The 15,750-nt window shown below is 72.6% G+C and carries 13 protein-coding genes and 1 tRNA gene; 7 read left to right on the forward strand and 7 right to left on the reverse strand.

Going from position 1 to position 15,750, the window contains the following annotated elements; genetic code table 11:
• The first annotated feature begins 88 nt into the window (after nucleotides 1–88).
• Complete coding sequence (locus tag ACIG36_RS17145; protein ID WP_399927920.1) at nucleotides 89–1,456, forward strand: diaminopimelate decarboxylase; 1,368 nt, start codon at nucleotides 89–91, stop codon at nucleotides 1,454–1,456.
• Here ACIG36_RS17145 and ACIG36_RS17150 read toward each other — a convergent pair.
• From ACIG36_RS17150 to ACIG36_RS17165, 4 genes are all read right to left on the reverse strand, one after another.
• Nucleotides 1,440–2,042, reverse strand: coding sequence for a hypothetical protein (locus tag ACIG36_RS17150; protein WP_399927923.1), 603 nt, complete (start codon nucleotides 2,040–2,042; stop codon nucleotides 1,440–1,442). The genes ACIG36_RS17145 and ACIG36_RS17150 overlap by 17 nt on opposite strands.
• Nucleotides 2,043–2,130: 88 nt before the next feature.
• Nucleotides 2,131–2,982, reverse strand: coding sequence for a MurR/RpiR family transcriptional regulator (locus tag ACIG36_RS17155; RefSeq protein ID WP_399927926.1), 852 nt, complete (start codon nucleotides 2,980–2,982; stop codon nucleotides 2,131–2,133).
• Nucleotides 2,983–3,073: 91 nt separating this feature from the next.
• Nucleotides 3,074–4,456 (reverse strand): acyl-CoA synthetase, encoded by a 1,383-nt coding sequence (locus tag ACIG36_RS17160; protein WP_399927929.1) that lies wholly within the window; start codon nucleotides 4,454–4,456, stop codon nucleotides 3,074–3,076.
• Between the two features lie 517 nt (nucleotides 4,457–4,973).
• Entirely contained in the window at nucleotides 4,974–6,371 is a 1,398-nt protein-coding gene (locus tag ACIG36_RS17165) for a cystathionine beta-synthase (protein WP_399927932.1), read from the reverse strand.
• Between the two features lie 222 nt (nucleotides 6,372–6,593).
• Here ACIG36_RS17165 and ACIG36_RS17170 point away from each other — a divergent pair, with 222 nt between their 5' ends.
• From ACIG36_RS17170 to ACIG36_RS17180, 3 genes are all read left to right on the forward strand, one after another.
• Nucleotides 6,594–7,628: an SGNH/GDSL hydrolase family protein gene (locus ACIG36_RS17170; RefSeq protein ID WP_399928921.1), complete on the forward strand. Its 1,035-nt coding sequence runs from the start codon at nucleotides 6,594–6,596 to the stop codon at nucleotides 7,626–7,628.
• 136 nt (nucleotides 7,629–7,764) lie between these two features.
• Nucleotides 7,765–8,985 (forward strand): acetyl-CoA C-acetyltransferase, encoded by a 1,221-nt coding sequence (locus tag ACIG36_RS17175; RefSeq protein WP_399927934.1) that lies wholly within the window; start codon nucleotides 7,765–7,767, stop codon nucleotides 8,983–8,985.
• Nucleotides 8,986–9,268: 283 nt separating this feature from the next.
• Nucleotides 9,269–10,045: a hypothetical protein gene (locus ACIG36_RS17180; protein ID WP_399928923.1), complete on the forward strand. Its 777-nt coding sequence runs from the start codon at nucleotides 9,269–9,271 to the stop codon at nucleotides 10,043–10,045.
• 27 nt (nucleotides 10,046–10,072) lie between these two features.
• On the opposite strand, the gene ACIG36_RS17185 is transcribed toward ACIG36_RS17180, so the two are convergent.
• Nucleotides 10,073–10,399: a hypothetical protein gene (locus tag ACIG36_RS17185; RefSeq protein WP_399927936.1), complete on the reverse strand. Its 327-nt coding sequence runs from the start codon at nucleotides 10,397–10,399 to the stop codon at nucleotides 10,073–10,075.
• A gap of 99 nt (nucleotides 10,400–10,498) precedes the next feature.
• Here ACIG36_RS17185 and ACIG36_RS17190 point away from each other — a divergent pair, with 99 nt between their 5' ends.
• Complete coding sequence (locus ACIG36_RS17190; RefSeq protein ID WP_190112352.1) at nucleotides 10,499–10,729, forward strand: DUF4287 domain-containing protein; 231 nt, start codon at nucleotides 10,499–10,501, stop codon at nucleotides 10,727–10,729.
• 96 nt (nucleotides 10,730–10,825) lie between these two features.
• Here the strand turns inward: ACIG36_RS17190 and ACIG36_RS17195 are convergent, their stop codons facing one another.
• Both ACIG36_RS17195 and ACIG36_RS17200 read right to left on the reverse strand, forming a co-directional pair.
• Entirely contained in the window at nucleotides 10,826–11,692 is an 867-nt protein-coding gene (locus tag ACIG36_RS17195) for a Bax inhibitor-1/YccA family protein (RefSeq protein ID WP_399927939.1), read from the reverse strand.
• Between the two features lie 201 nt (nucleotides 11,693–11,893).
• A tRNA-Leu gene (locus tag ACIG36_RS17200) sits at nucleotides 11,894–11,976 on the reverse strand.
• Between the two features lie 398 nt (nucleotides 11,977–12,374).
• On the opposite strand from ACIG36_RS17200, the gene ACIG36_RS17205 reads away from it, so the two are divergent.
• Entirely contained in the window at nucleotides 12,375–13,157 is a 783-nt protein-coding gene (locus tag ACIG36_RS17205) for an ABC transporter ATP-binding protein (protein ID WP_399927941.1), read from the forward strand.
• A gap of 36 nt (nucleotides 13,158–13,193) precedes the next feature.
• Nucleotides 13,194–15,713, forward strand: a complete 2,520-nt coding sequence (locus ACIG36_RS17210; protein ID WP_399927943.1) for an ABC transporter permease — start codon at nucleotides 13,194–13,196, stop codon at nucleotides 15,711–15,713.
• The last annotated feature ends 37 nt before the right edge of the window (nucleotides 15,714–15,750 follow it).

Raw genomic sequence — 15,750 nt, forward strand, 5'->3', positions numbered from 1 at the left:
GAATAGCGCTAGTCAACAGGGGAAAACGGACATCACCGGGCCGTGCCGGACCATGGCACGGCCCGCGCCCCGGTGGTGGAGTGGGGACATGGGCGCGGGTGAGAGCGGATTCGGGGCGCGGCGGGACGCCGCGGTGCGGGAAGCGGTCCGGCGGGGCCTCGTCACGGCGGACCGGCCCGTCGCGGGCCTGCTGGACGTGTGCGGTGCCCGGCGGGCCGCTGCCGGGCTGCGGGCGGCGTTCGGCGGGGTGGAGGTGCTGCACGCCTTCGCGGTGAAGGCGGCGCCGCTGGTGCCCGTCCTGCGGCTGCTGGCCGACGAGGGGCTGGGCGCCGAGGTCGCCAGCCCCGGCGAACTGGCACTGGCAAGGGCGGCGGGCGTGCCGGCTGAGAGCGTCGTGCTGGACTCCCCCGCCAAGACGACCGCCGAGCTGCGCGAGGCGCTGGCGCTCGGCCTGGCCGTCAACGTCGACAGCCGCGAGGAGCTGACCCGGCTGGACGCCCTGCTCGCCGAGGCGGGGGCGCCCCGCTCGCCGGCGGTGGGGCTGCGCGTCAACCCGCAGGTCGGCGGCGGCAGCATCGGGGCGCTGAGCACCGCCACCGAGACGTCCAAGTTCGGGGTGGCGATGCGCGACGAGGGGGCGCGGCAATGGCTGGTGCGGGCGTACGCCGAGCGGCCGTGGCTGTCGCGGATCCACGCCCACGTCGGGTCGCAGGGCTGCCCCCTGGAGCTCATGGCGGCGGGCGTGCGGGACACCTACGAGCTGGCCGAGGAGATCAACGCGACGGCCGGCGAGCGGCGGATCCGGACGATCGACATCGGCGGCGGCCTGCCCGTCAACTTCACGTCCGACGACATCGCCCCCACCCACGCCGACTACGCGCGGCTGCTGGCCGCCACGGTGCCGGGGCTGTTCGACGGGCGCTACGGGCTGGTGACCGAGTTCGGGCGGTCGCTGCTGGCCAAGAGCGGGCTGATCCTGGCGCGGGTGGAGTACACCAAGTCGGCGGGCGGCCGGCGCATCGCGGTGGCGCACGCGGGCGCCCAGGTGGCGGTGCGCACCGTGTTCGCGCCGGAGTCGTGGCCGCTGCGGGTGGCGGTGTTCGACGGGCGGGGGCTGCCCAAGCGCGCGGAGCCGGTGCCGCAGGATGTGGCCGGGCCGTGCTGCTTCGCGGGCGACCTGGTGGCCGTCGACCGGCTCCTGCCGCGCATCGACGCGGGCGACCATGTGGCGCTGCTCGACACCGGCGCGTACTACTTCTCGAACCACTACGCCTACAACACGCTCCCCCGCCCGGGGGTTTACGGCTTCGCCGTCGACGAACAGGACGACGGAACGGACGCGGACGCTCCGGGTGTGCGCTTCGCGACCGTGCGCCCGCCGCAGCCCCTGGAGGAGCTCGTCGCCGAGAGCGGCGGCGGCGCGTCCGGCGCCGGGGCCCTCAGCGCGCTGCGCTGACCGGCGCGCGGCCCCGGGACGTGCCGCCCGGCCGCTTCGCGCCGCCCGGCAGGGCGTCGCCCGCGCCGAGCCCGGTGGTCAGGTAGCCGCGCACGCCCCCGGCGGCGGGGCTGCCCTGCGCCCGCTCGGTGCGCACCCACAGCAGCGCCTCGCTCCCGCGCTCCAGCCGGCCCAGCCACAGGGCCTTCGCCCACAGGCCCGTACCGGCCCCGGCCAGCGCCAGGCCGGCCGTGGCGGGGGCGGCGAAGGAGGAGCCGATGGCAGCGAGGAAGGCGGCGGCCAGCCACCAGCGCCGGGCGCGCGCCCAGTTGCGTACCGTCACCGCGCGGTCCTGCAGAAAGACCGAGCGCCCCGCGCGCGAGGCGCCGCGGGCCAGCTCCGCGTAGCGCCGGCGGCGCGCCAGGAAGGCCGCGGCCGCCGCGAGGACGAACAGTGCCGCGCCCGCCGCCAGGCCCACCCGGCGCCCGGTGAGGCCGGGCACCAGCGCGCCGGTGCCCGCGGAGACGGCACCCAGCGCCCACAGCCGGCGGACCGGGGCCCGTACGATCACGGCCACGCGCGCCAGCGCATACGACCCCTGTGTCACCTCGGACCTCCCCATGGACCCGTCACTCGACTCGTACCGGCACGCTAGCCAACGAATCTGAGTGCGAGCTGAGAGAAGCCACTCGGCGTCACTCCACGAAGAGCCCCCGCGCCGCCGCCTTCGCGTCGAACTCCTCCAGCCGTGCCTGTGCCTCGGGCAGCGCGTCGCACATGGCCTCCAGCAGGACCCTGCCGAGCAGCATCGGGGCGCAGGCGGTGTCGAAGGCCAGTCCCGTGCCGACGGCGGCCGGCAGCAGCAGGTCGCTGTGGCGGGCGACGGGGGCGAAGGTGGAGTCGGCGACGGTGACGACCGTCAGTCCGGCACCGCGCGCGTACTCCAGGGCCTCGACGACCTCGCGCGGGTGGCGGGGCAGCGCGAAGCACAGCAGGGTGCTCGCGCCGGCCCGTACGGCGGCGTCGATGCGGTCGACCAGGAGCGTGCCGCCCTCGTCGAGGAGCCGGACGTCGGGGTGGACCTTGCGGGCGAAGTAGGCGAAGCCGCCCGCCTGGGCTCCTGCCGCGCGCAGGCCGAGGACGGGCAGCGGCCGGGAGGAGGCCAGCAGCCGTCCGGCGCAGACGACGGGCGAGGGGTCGGCGAGCAGCGAGGCGAGGTGGCGCAGGTTGTCGATCTCGGCGTGGACGGCCTGCTGGTACTCGTTGTACGAGCTCTCGGCGGGCGCCTCGGCGGCGGGCACCACGTCCCGCAGGTGGCGGCGCAGCGCCGGGTAGCCGTCGAAGCCGAGGGCGACGGCGAAGCGGGTCACCGAGGGCTGGCTGACGCCGGCGAGGTCGGCGAGCTCGACGCTGGAGAGGAAGGGCGCGTCGGCGGCGCGGCGCACCATGCAGTGGGCGATGCGGCGCTGAGTGGGCGTCAGCCGGTGTCCCTCGAAGAGTTTCTGCAGCCGTGCGATGGCTTCCGGTTCGCTGCCGGTCTCGCTCATCCGTCCTCCTGAACCATTCATCCCACCCGTACCCTGCATGAAATTATGCAGGGTACGGGACGGCGGCCGTCTCACACGGGTCTCACAGGGCTCACAGGGGCGGCAGCAGCTTCTTCTGCGGCTTGCCCATGGCGTTGCGCGGCAGGGCGTCCAGGAAGCGGACGCGGCGCGGGCGCTTGTGCACGGACAGGTGGGCCGCGACGAAGTCGATCAGCGCCTGCTCGCTCACCCCCTCGGCCACCACGTAGGCGACGATCTCCTGCCCCAGGTCCTCGTGCGCCACGCCCACCACCGCGGCCTCGCTGACGGCCGGGTGGTCCAGCAGCGCGTTCTCCACCTCGCCCGCGCCGATGCGGTAGCCGCCGGACTTGATCAGGTCGGTGGAGGCGCGGCCGACGATGCGGTGGGCGCCGTCCGCGTCGACGGCGGCGATGTCGCCGGTGCGGAACCAGCCGTCGGCCGTGTACGAGGCGGCCGTCGCCTCGGGGCGGCCGAGGTAGCCGGAGAACAGCGTCGGCCCGGACACCTCCAGCTCGCCGATGCCGCCCTCCTCGGCGGCCACCACTCTGGTCCGCACGCCCGGCAGCGGCACGCCCACCGAGCCCTGGCGGCGTTCGCCGTCGGCCCGGGTGGAGACGGTGATCAGGGTCTCGGTCATGCCGTACCGCTCGACGGGCCGCTGCCCGGTGAGCGCCTCCAGGTCGCGGAAGACCGGCGCGGGCAGCGCCGCGCTGCCCGACACCAGCAGCCGGGCGCCGCCGAGCGCCCGCGCGGCGGTGTGGTCGCGCACCACGCGGGACCACACGGTGGGCACCCCGAAGTAGAGGCTGCCGCCGGCCGCCGCGTACGCCTCGGGCGTCGGGCGGCCGGTGTGCACCAGGCGGGAGCCGGTGCGCAGCGCGCCCAGCACGCCCAGGACCAGGCCGTGGACGTGGAAGAGCGGCAGGCCGTGCACGAGGGTGTCCTCGGCGGTCCACTGCCAGGCGTCCGCGAGCCCGTCCAGGCAGGCGGCGACGGCCCCGCGCGGGATGATCGCGCCCTTGGGCGCCCCGGTGGTGCCGGAGGTGTACAGGACGAACGCGGTGGCCTTCGGGTCGGGCTCGGGGCCGGACCAGGCGGCCCTCTCCCGCAGGTCCACCGGCACGGCCACCTCCCGCCGCCCGCCCCGCGTCTCCCCGAGGACCAGCTCGGCGCCGGAGTCGCGCAGGATGTGCGCGCGCTCGGCGGGCCCGGCGTCCGGCGGCAGCGGCACCACGGGCACACCGGCGAGCAGTGCGCCGACGACGGCGGCGACCGTCTCGGGCGTCGCCTCGGCGCGCACGGCCACCGACGCGGCGCCGGCGACGCGGGAGGCCACCGCGCCCGCCGCGCCCAGCAGTTCCTCGCGGGAGCAGGACCGCCCGGCGACGGTCAGGGCGTCCGGCCGGTCGGTCGCGTCCGGTGCGGCGAGGGACGTCAGCAGGGGAACGGTCACGGGCCTCTCCTTCCACGGGGGCCCTCGGCGAACGGGGGCACCCCCTCGAGCGGGTACGGGTGCCGGCCCCGGCGACGCGGGGGCGCGGACGGTGCCCGCGGCGGGGTCGAGCCCTGCGACCGTACCGCCGTAGGCATGATGGCCCGTGAACCCGGCCCGCAGAAGCCGACGCCCTGCCAGAAGAGCCGTGCGCGGAGGCGATTGACGCGGGGGCCGCCGCACCCCGGCCGAGGCCGGGGTCGGGACGACGGCGGTCCCCACGTAGGACGCGGGGCGGATCCCGGTGAGGAGGGCCGCATTCCGCGTCCGACGGCGGGTCCGGGAGCCGCTCCGGAGGTCCTGCCGTCGCAATCGGTACGCCGGTCGAGGGAGGGGTGCCACCCTCGCCGGCGTTCCTCACTATGCCGGTCCCGTGTTAAGCCCGTGCTGCGTACACGTGACGCATACGTACCTTTTACGGACCGGCAGTTGGCCAATGCGTGACCTTGACGCCCACGCACCGGCCGGGCGGCGCCGCCTACTTGGTGGCGCCGTTGTGGCCCTCGGCCAGGAAGGCCAGCAGGTCCTGACGGCTCACCACGCCGGTGGGCTTGCCCTCGACCAGGACGATGGCCGCGTCCGCCTCGCCCAGGACGGCCATCAGGTCCGCGACCGGCTCGCCGGAGCCGACCTGCGGCAGCGGCGCGCACATGTGCTTCTCCAGCGGGTCGGTGAGCGAGGCGCGCTGGGTGAACAGGGCGTCCAGCAGCTCCCGCTCGACGACCGAGCCGATGACCTCGGCGGCCATCACGTCGGGGTGCCCGGCGCCCGGCTTGACGATCGGCATCTGCGAGACGCCGTACTCGCGCAGCACCTCGATGGCCTCGCCGACCGTCTCCTCCGGGTGCATGTGCACCAGCGAGGGGAGTTCGCCGTCCTTGCGGCGCAGCACGTCGCCCACGCGCGCGGAGTCGCCGGCCTCCTCCAGGAAGCCGTAGTCCGCCATCCACTCGTCGTTGAAGATCTTGCTCAGGTAGCCGCGGCCGCTGTCCGGCAGCAGGACGACGACCACGTCGTCCGGGCCGAGCCGCTTGGCGACCTCCAGGGCGCTGACGACCGCCATGCCGCAGGAGCCGCCGACCAGCAGGCCCTCCTCGCGGGCGAGGCGGCGGGTCATCTGGAAGGCGTCCTTGTCGGAGACCGCGATGATCTCGTCGGTGACCGTGCCGTCGTAGGCGGACGGCCAGAAGTCCTCACCGACGCCCTCGATCAGGTAGGGACGGCCGGAGCCGCCGCTGTAGACCGAGCCCTCGGGGTCGGAGCCGATGACCTTGACCCGGCCCTCGCTGACCTCCTTGAGGTAGCGGCCGGTGCCGCTGATGGTGCCGCCGGTGCCCACGCCCGCGACGAAGTGCGTGATCTTCCCCTCGGTCTGCTCCCACAGCTCGGGGCCGGTGGAGTAGTAGTGCGAGAGCGGGTTGTTGGGGTTGCTGTACTGGTCGGGCTTCCAGGCGTTGGGCGTCTCCTGCACCAGGCGGTCGGAGACGTTGTAGTACGAGTCGGGGTGCTCGGGGTCGACCGCGGTCGGGCAGACCACGACCTCGGCGCCGTACGCCCGCAGTACGTTGATCTTGTCCTGGGAGACCTTGTCCGGGCACACGAAGATGCACTTGTAGCCCTTCTGCTGGGCCACGATCGCCAGACCCACGCCCGTGTTGCCGGACGTCGGCTCCACGATCGTGCCGCCCGGCTTGAGCTCCCCGGACTTCTCGGCTGCTTCGATCATCCGGAGGGCGATGCGGTCCTTGACCGAGCCGCCGGGGTTGAAGTACTCGACCTTGGCAAGGACGGTGGCCTGGATGCCTTCGGTCACGTTGTTGAGCTTCACGAGCGGTGTGTTGCCAACGAGCTCAATCATCGAATCGTGATACTGCACGGTGATCTCCGCGGTCGGGGGCACCAGCGTCGTCGCGTGCCCATACCGCCAGCCTATTGCGCGTCCGACTGCACCAGTGGCGGTTGCGCGCCCCCGTCCGCGGGGCAACCTGCTGATATCGCGCCCGCACAAGGGCGTGCGGGCCCCGTGAAGCGTTTATGAAGTGTTTGTAAAACGGCTTGCTATCGGGTTTCGTGGCGCGAAGGAGGGCTGCCGATGTCCATGTCGAGGGCGAGGGTCGCGCGGCGGATCGCGGCCGCGGCGGCGTACGGGGGCGGCGGCGCCGGCCTGCTGGGCGGGGCGGCGCTCGGCCTGCTGCTCACCGAGGTGGCGCTGGCCAGGCGGGTGGTGGGCGGCCACAACGAGTCGCCGCCGCACGCGGACGGCCGCTACGGCTCCGCGTTCGTCCACCAGCTGGGCCGCGAGCCGCTGCTGCTGGGCCTGCTGGGCGACTCCACGGCCGCGGGCCAGGGCGTGCACCGCCCCCGGCAGACTCCCGGCGCGCTGCTGGCCTCGGGCCTGGCGGCCGTCGCCGAGCGGCCCGTGGAGCTGCGCACGGTGGCGCTGTCCGGCGCGCAGTCCTACGACCTCGAGCGCCAGGTCACCCAGATGCTCGCCGTCCCCGACCACGTCCCCGACGTCTGCGTGATCATGATCGGCGCCAACGACGTCACCCACCGGGTGCCCTACGCCCGTTCCGTGCGCCTGCTGTCGGAGGCGGTGCGCCGGCTGCGGGACGCGGGCTGCGAGGTCGTCGTGGGCACCTGCCCCGACCTGGGCACGATCGAGCCGGTCTACCAGCCGCTGCGCTGGCTGGCGCGGCGGCTGAGCCGCCAGCTCGCGGCGGCGCAGACGATAGGGGTGCTGGAGGCGGGCGGCCGCACGGTCTCGCTCGGCGACCTGCTGGGCCCGGAGTTCGCGGCGAACCCGCGCGAGCTGTTCGGCCCGGACAACTACCACCCCTCCGCCGAGGGCTACGCCACCGCCGCCATGGCCGTGCTGCCCACGCTGTGCGCGGCGCTGGGCCTGTGGCCGGAGGACGAGCGGCCGGACGCGGCCCGCCGCGAGGGCATCCTGCCGGTGGCCAGGGCGGCGGCGGAGGCCGCGGCCGAGGGCGGCACCGAGGTCACGGCGACGGCCCGCGGCCGCTGGGCCCTGCTCAAGCACCGCAAGCGGCGCCGGCTGCCGGAGCACACGGAGCCGGACGGCGCCGCCGAGCGGCGGCCCGCCCGGTCCCGTAGCGGTCGTACGCTGTGAGGCACACGCACCATAAGCAAGCGCTTGGGAAAGAGGCCCGCATCACAGTCCCGAGATCGTGACCGGGGCGCTACGTGCGGGTAACTTCCCGGAGAGTCCGGAGAATCCTGCCTTCTCGCGCCCCTGGAGCCGTGTGATGCCCGAAGCCGTGATCGTCTCAACCGCCCGCTCCCCCATCGGTCGCGCCTTCAAGGGCTCCCTGAAGGACGTGCGGCCCGACGACCTCACCGCCACCATCATCCAGGCCGCCCTCGACAAGATCCCCGGGCTCGACCCGCGCGAGATCGACGACCTGATGCTCGGCTGCGGCCTGCCCGGCGGCGAGCAGGGCCACAACCTCGCCCGCATCGTGGCCGTGCAGATGGGCATGGACCACCTGCCGGCCACCACGATCACCCGCTACTGCGCCTCGTCGCTGCAGACCTCGCGGATGGCGCTGCACGCCATCAAGGCGGGCGAGGGCGACGTCTTCATCTCCGCGGGCGTCGAGACGGTCTCCCGCTCCGTCAACGGCTCCTCCGACGGCATGCCGGGCACCCACAACCCGCTCTTCGCCGACGCCGAGGCCCGCACGGCCGCCCGCGCCGAGCAGGGCGGCGAGGGCTGGCAGGACCCCCGTGAGGACGGCCTGATCCCGGACGCGTACATCGCGATGGGCCAGACCGCCGAGAACCTCGCCCGTCTCAAGGGCGTCACCCGCCAGGAGATGGACGAGTTCGGCGTCCGCTCGCAGAACCTCGCCGAGCAGGCCATCGCCAAGGGCTTCTGGGAGCGCGAGATCACCCCGGTCACCACGCCGGACGGCACGGTCGTCAGCACGGACGACGGCCCGCGCGCGGGCGTGACCCTCGAGGGCGTGGCGGGCCTCAAGCCCGCCTTCCGCCCGGACGGCCTGGTCACCGCGGCCAACTGCTGCCCGCTCAACGACGGCGCCGCCGCCCTGGTGATCATGTCCGACACCAAGGCGCGCGAGCTGGGCCTGACCCCGCTGGCCCGGATCGTCTCGACGGGCGTCTCGGCGCTCTCCCCCGAGATCATGGGCTACGGCCCGGTCGAGGCCAGCAAGCAGGCGCTGCGCCGGGCCGGGCTGGGCATCGGCGACATCGACCTGGTCGAGATCAACGAGGCCTTCGCCGCGCAGGTCATCCCCTCCTACCGGGACCTGGGCATCGACATCGACAAGCTGAACGTCAACGGCGGCGCCATCGCCGTCGGCCACCCCTTCGGCATGACGGGCGCGCGCATCACCACCACGCTCATCAACTCCCTCCAGTTCCACGACAAGCAGTTCGGCCTGGAGACGATGTGCGTGGGCGGCGGCCAGGGCATGGCGATGGTGATCGAGCGGCTGAGCTGAGCCGAGCCGAGCGTCCGAGCTGAAGCGGAAGACAAGGCTCAGGCAACTGCCAACAGCAACAGGCATCGACATTGCCGAAACGTGACCGAATCTCCCCCAGGATGTGACCAACATCCCGGGGGAGATTCGTTTCCCCAGGTCAGGGTGGTTGAAGGTACAACGTCCGGGACCGAAGTCCCGCCCGTTTCATGACGTTTCGCACTGCAGGCGGCCGGAGACGTGCGCGAAGCTGAGGTAGGAATTCGGGGGATCCATAGCAACCGGGAGTACGCCAGTGAGCGCCATGTCTCTTGCCCTGCTGCTGGCCGCTGCCGCCGCCACGGCCGCGGGGGCCGCCGCCCTGTACGGCACTCGCGGTCTGCGCCGCCAGATCACCGAGCTGCGCGCCGAGCTGGCGGCCGCCACCGCGGAGCGCGAGGCACGCGCCGCGGTGCCCCACGCGCGCAGCGCGCCGGTGGCCGAGCTCTCCGAGATACGCGCCGCCGTGGCGGACGCGCTCGCGGAGGAGCGGGAACGGGAGCTGGCCGAGGCCCGCGCGTTCTGGGCCGCGCAGGAGGCCCGCGACCTGACCAACGCCGACACGCCCTCCCTCCTGGCCGGCCTGCCCTTCGACGAGCCGCTGCACGAGAGCGCTTACGACGGCTTCCACCTCCCCCGCCAGGCCGACCTGGAGTCGGAGGCGGCGGACTCCCCCGAGCTGGCCGCCGCGCGCCGCCGCCACCCCTCGCACCCCGACTTCTCGCCGGCGGCCGCCGCCGAGACCGACCACGAGCGCACGGTCGAGCGCCTCGCCGAGCTTGCGGAGTCCGCGATTCCGCTGGCGGACGTCCGTCCCGGCCCGCTGGGCACGCTCGACGTCTACGTCTTCGCCGACGGCACGACCGTCTGCATGACGCCGGGCCACCGGGAGACGGCCCAGCGCCTGGCGGACGCCCTCAAGGCGGGGGACGCCCCCGTACTGCTGGGCGGCTCCGGGGTATCGGGCGCCTACGCCCTGACGTTCCGCTGCGCGAGCGGCAGCGTCTACGTCCTCGCGGACCGCGTCATAGCGTCGCTGTAGCCCACCGGGACGGGCCCGGCGCCCCGCCTACAGCCCGCAGCGCCGCGCGGCCCCCTCCACCAGCTCCACGGCCTCGGCCACGCCCTTGGCCACCTCGCCGGAGGCGATGAGCGCCTCGGCCAAATCGTGGCCGGCCACCGCCACTTGGTCGGCCACCGCGAACATGCCCGCGTCCGGCATCTCCCGTACCGCTCCGGCCCCCGGCTCCTCGATCCGCTGGGCCCACGCGGCCAACTCTCGCGCCAGTGCCAGCGCTTCCGCCGCCGCCCCGCGGCTCAGTCGGGACTGCGGCAGGGTGCGCAGCCGGTCGGCGAAGCTGTCCACGGCGGCCAGGAGAGGCGTCACATCATCCACGCCCACGAGCCTATGCGCCGCCCACCGACTGTTGCCAACGCTTGAACACTCGGGCACGGTGACATGAAGGACCATCATTCGACGCGTCCGGAGGCGCCGATGTCCCACGTCTTCTCCGACGAGACCCACCGGAACCTGCTCTCCCGAATCCCCCACTGCACCGGCCGTGAAGTCGCCGACTGGCTGCGCACGGTCGAGGAAGGTCCTTCTCTCTTCCGCTTCGAGGAGAAGGTCAGCTGGCTGCGCGGAGAGCACAATCTCGCTTACGGCCACGCAAAGGCGATCGTCCACGAGTACGACCTCCAACGGGCCGCGCGGAAGCTTCGGTAGCGGGCGCGCGCCAGAAAACGGAACAGGGCCCGGGAAGGCAATGCCTTCCCGGGCCCTGTCATGGATAAATGCACTCCGGCCGCGGCCGGAGGCCGGCTAGTCGTTATTCAGGATGGCGACGAGCCGCAGGATCTCGGTGTAGATCCACACGAGCGTCATCGTCAGGCCGAAGGCCGACAGCCAGGCCTCCTCGCGCGGGGCGCCGTAGCGGATGCCGTCCTCGACCTGCTTGAAGTCCAGGGCGAGGAACGCCGCGCCGAGCACCACGCCGATGATGCCGAAGACGATGCCGAGGCCGCCGGTGCGCAGGCCCAGGCCGTCGCCGCCGCCGAAGACGGCGACCAGCATGTTCACCATCGCCAGCAGCGCGAAGCCGATCGCGGCACCGACCACGAAGCGGGTGAAGCGGGCGTTGACCCGGATGATCCGGGCGCGGTAGGCGATCAGCACGCCGGCGAAGACCGCCATCGTGCCGAGCACGGCCTGCATCGGGGCGCCCTTGGCGACCTCGTTGTAGACCTGGCTGATCACGCCGAGGAACAGGCCCTCGAAGGCCGCGTAGGCCAGGATGATCGCCGGGGACACCTTCTGCCGGAAGGTCTGGACGAGGCCCAGGACCATGGCCACCAGGCCGGCCGCGAAGCCGACGCCCACGGGCAGCCGCAGCGCCCAGGCCGCGGCGGCCGCGACGACGACCAGGCCCAGCGAGAGGCCGGTGCGCATGACGACGTCGTCCATCGTCATGCGGTCGGCGGTGCGCGCGGGGGCCTGGGGGTAGCCCTGCTGGAGGTCGGGCCCGCCCTGCGCGTACGGGTTCGCCGCGTAGGGGTTGGTGGGCTGCGCGTAGGGGTTTCCGGCGTACGGGTTGCCCTGGGCCGCGGTCCCGGCCTGCGGGGCCGCGTCAAAGCCCGCGTGACCGCCGCTGAACCCCCGTCGCGAGAAGACCGGGTTCCTGCTCCTCATCTCACTCCTTCATGGCCACCCTGCGCGGCCTTGGCGTCAAGGGTAATAGGTAGGCAAAGGAATGACTCTCCTGCTTCGGGACGATCTTTTCTTCGCGCGCCTACGTACCGGACAACGCCATCCCGGGGCGGTCGGTTCCGTTGCGAACCGGAAAAGGGAGTATTCGCGGTACAGGGGCGGATCTGGAGCGGAGACAGGAGGTGCCCGGAGCCGGACTTGAACCGGCACGGCCCGAAGGGCCAGCGAGGTTTAAGCTCGCCGTGTCTGCATTCCACCATCCGGGCGGGGCTCTCGGGCAGCGCGGGGTGGGAGGCGCGCGAACCTCCCTCGAGGAGAGCAGGACGAGCCTATCCGGGCGACGCCCCCCGATCAGCGGAACGCTGACCCGAGGTTGTCTTATTTTATTGGCAACTGAGTCCCCATCAGTGCAGGGATGACGCCATTGGCACATGCCAGAGGCCCATCTCCCCCGATCACCACCCCACCCCAGGGGTGAAGCGGAATTGTCGCAATCTCGTCGCTCTCGGTAAGGGGCGCTCTCCTACCCAGGGATGACGGCGGCCCCCTCGCGTACCCCCCGAGTCTGTGCCGGGAACCGGAGCTCCGGCTGATCCGCAGCACGAAACGGCGGCGGACCATGGAGTGGTCCCCTGAACCGCCGTCCCGACAGGAGCGCTCCACCGTGACCACCACCCCCTTCGGCGCACAGACCGCCGTCCGCAGCACCGCGGTCGCAGCCCGCGCCACGGATCTCACCAAGGTCTACGGACAGGGCGAGACCCAGGTGGTCGCGCTGGACGCCGTCTCCGTGGAGTTCCGGCAGGCCGAGTTCACCGCGATCATGGGCCCCTCCGGCTCCGGCAAGTCCACGCTGATGCACTGCATGGCCGGCCTGGACTCCGTCTCCGGCGGCTCCGCCCGGATCGGCGACACCGAGCTGACCGCGCTGAACGACAAGAAGCTCACCCGGCTGCGCCGCGACAAGATCGGCTTCATCTTCCAGGCCTTCAACCTGCTGCCGACCCTGAACGCCCTGGAGAACATCACGCTCCCCATGGACATCGCCGGCCGCAAGCCCGACCAGCAGTGGCTGCAGATGGTCGTCGACACCGTCGGTCTCTCCGGGCGCCTCAAGCACCGCCCCAACCAGCTCTCCGGCGGCCAGCAGCAGCGCGTGGCCGTGGCCCGCGCCCTGGCCGGCCGTCCCGAGATCATGTTCGCCGACGAGCCGACCGGAAACCTCGACTCCCGCTCCGGCGCCGAGGTCCTGGGCTTCCTGCGCAACTCCGTGCGCGAGCTCGGCCAGACCGTCGTCATGGTCACCCACGACCCCGTCGCCGCCTCCTACGCCGACCGCGTGGTCTTCCTCGCCGACGGCCGCATCGTCGACGAGATGCGCGAGCCCACCGCCGACGCCGTCCTGGACCGCATGAAGCGGTTCGACGCCAAGGGCCGTACGAGCTGATCCCCGCCGGTTTCGATCTTCAGGACTGACCCCGAAATGTTCCGCACCGCCCTGCGCAACGTGCTCGCGCACAAGGCCAGGCTGCTGATGACCGTCCTCGCCGTGATGCTCGGCGTGGCCTTCGTCTCCGGCACCCTGGTCTTCACCTCGACCATCTCCGACGCCTACCAGAAGAGCTCCCAGAAGGGCTTCACCGGCGTCGACGTCGCCATCCAGCCCCACAAGGAGGACAGCGACAAGGGCAACCCCGGCGCCGCCCCCCGCCTGACCCAGCAGCTGCTGGACCGGGCCGCCACGGTGCCCGGCGCCGCCTCCGCCAGCGGCTCGGTCAGCGGCTTCGCCGCCATCGCCGACAAGCACGGCAAGCTCATCGGCGAGGGCTTCGCCTCCTCCGGCGCCAACTACTACCCCGGCACCGGCGGCAAGGACGCCCGCTACCCGCTGAAGGACGGCCGCGCGCCCCGCGGCGCCGGCGAGATCGCCCTGGACGCGAAGACCGCCGAGCGCGGCGGCTACAAGGTCGGCGACACCGTCCGCGTCTCCGTCGACGGCCCCGTCCTCGAGCAGAAGCTCACCGGCGTCTTCACCACCGACGACGGCAACGTCTCCGCCGGCGGCAGCCTCGCCCTGTTCGACACCCCCACCGCGCAGAAGCTCTACGGCAAGCCCGGCGAGTTCGGCGAGATCGACGTGAAGGCCGCCCCCGGCACGTCCCAGGCCGCCCTCAAGGCCTCGCTCGAGAAGATCCTGCCCAAGGACACCGAGGCCACCACCGGCAAGCAGCTCGCCGACGAGCAGAGCCGGATCATCTCCCAGAGCATGGACGGCATGCGGACCAGCCTGCTGGTCTTCGCGGGCATCTCCCTCTTCGTCGGCATCTTCATCATCGCCAACACCTTCACCATGCTGGTCGCCCAGCGCACCAAGGAGCTGGCGCTGCTGCGCGCGGTCGGCGCGAGCCGCCGCCAGGTCACCCGCTCGGTGCTCATCGAGGCCTTCGTCGTGGGCACCGTCGCCGGCGTCACCGGCCTGCTGGCGGGCATCGGCATCGGCTCCGGCCTGCGCGCCCTGATCGGCTCCACCGGCGCCACCGTGCCGGACGGCCCGCTGGTCATCGCCCCAAACACGATCCTCACCTCGCTGGGCGTCGGCATCGTCGTCACCATGCTCGCCGCCTGGCTGCCCGGCCGCCGGGCCGCCAAGATCCCGCCGGTCGCCGCGATGAACAGCGTGCACGCCGTGGCCACCACCAAGTCGCTGGTCGTGCGCAACTCCATCGGCGGCGTCCTGACCGCCCTCGGCGCCGCGGTCGTCCTGACCGCCGGCAGCTCGACCATGATGGGCCTGGGCGCGGGCCTCGTCCTCATCGGCGTGTTCGTGCTGACGCCGCTGCTGTCCCGCCCGGTGATCGCCGCCTCGGCGCCCGTCCTGCGCCTGTTCGGCATGCCCGGCAAGCTGGCCCGGCAGAACGCGGTCCGCAACCCGCGCCGCACCGCCGCGACCGCCTCCGCGCTGATGATCGGCCTCACCCTGATCACCGGCCTGACCGTGATCGCCGGCAGCGTCCAGCAGGCCATCGACAAGATGGCCACCGGCTCGCTGAAGGCCGACTACGTCGTCTCCATGGCCAGCATGACCCCGCTGTCCCCCGAAGTGGAGAAGAAGCTCTCCGCCCACCCGGACGTCACCGCCGCCAGCCCGCTGCGCACGTCCCCGGCCCGTATTGACGGCGACAGCCAGAGCCTGACGGGCGTCAACGGCAGGACCATCGGCAAGCTGACGAACCTCGAGTTCACGGCGGGCTCGTTCAAGGACCTCTCCGGCGACAAGGTCGTCATCGACGACGCCACCTCCCGCATCAAGCACTGGAAGGTGGGCTCGGCCCTCGACGTCACCTTCGAGGACGGCAAGAAGGGCCGGCTCACGGTCGCGGGCATCTACAAGGGCAACGACCTGGTGCGCGGCGTGTGGGTCGACAAGGAGACCCTCGCCCCGCACCAGAGCGAGGTCAGCGACCAGCAGGTGATGGTCAGGACGAAGTCCGGCACCAGCGAGGCCACCGAGGACTCGCTGCGCAAGGCGCTCGGTGACAACCCCGCCATCCAGATCCAGACCAAGCAGGACATCTCCGACAGCATCTCCAAGGCCATCGGCCTGCTGCTGAACATGCTCTACGGCCTGCTGGCCATGGCCGTGGTCGTCGCCGTCCTCGGTGTCGTCAACACCCTGGCCATGTCCGTCTTCGAGCGCCAGCAGGAGATCGGCATGCTGCGCGCCATCGGCCTGGACCGCAAGGGCATCAAGCGGATGGTGCGCCTGGAGTCGCTGGTCATCTCGCTCTTCGGCGGCGTGCTGGGCGTGGGCCTGGGTGTGTTCTTCGGCTGGGCGGCCGGTGACCTCATCAGCAAGGGCCTCAACACCTACGAACTGGTGCTGCCCTGGGGCCGGATGGGCCTGTTCCTGCTGCTGGCCGCGGTGGTCGGCGTGCTGGCCGCACTGTGGCCCGCCCGCCGGGCGGCCAAGCTGAACATGCTCTCCGCCATCAAGGCCGAGTAGCGGCACCGCCCGAAGCGAAGGGCCCGGTCCCCATGGA

The organism is Streptomyces sp. NPDC053048, assembly GCF_044547045.1.
Taxonomy (GTDB): Bacteria; Actinomycetota; Actinomycetes; order Streptomycetales; family Streptomycetaceae; genus Streptomyces.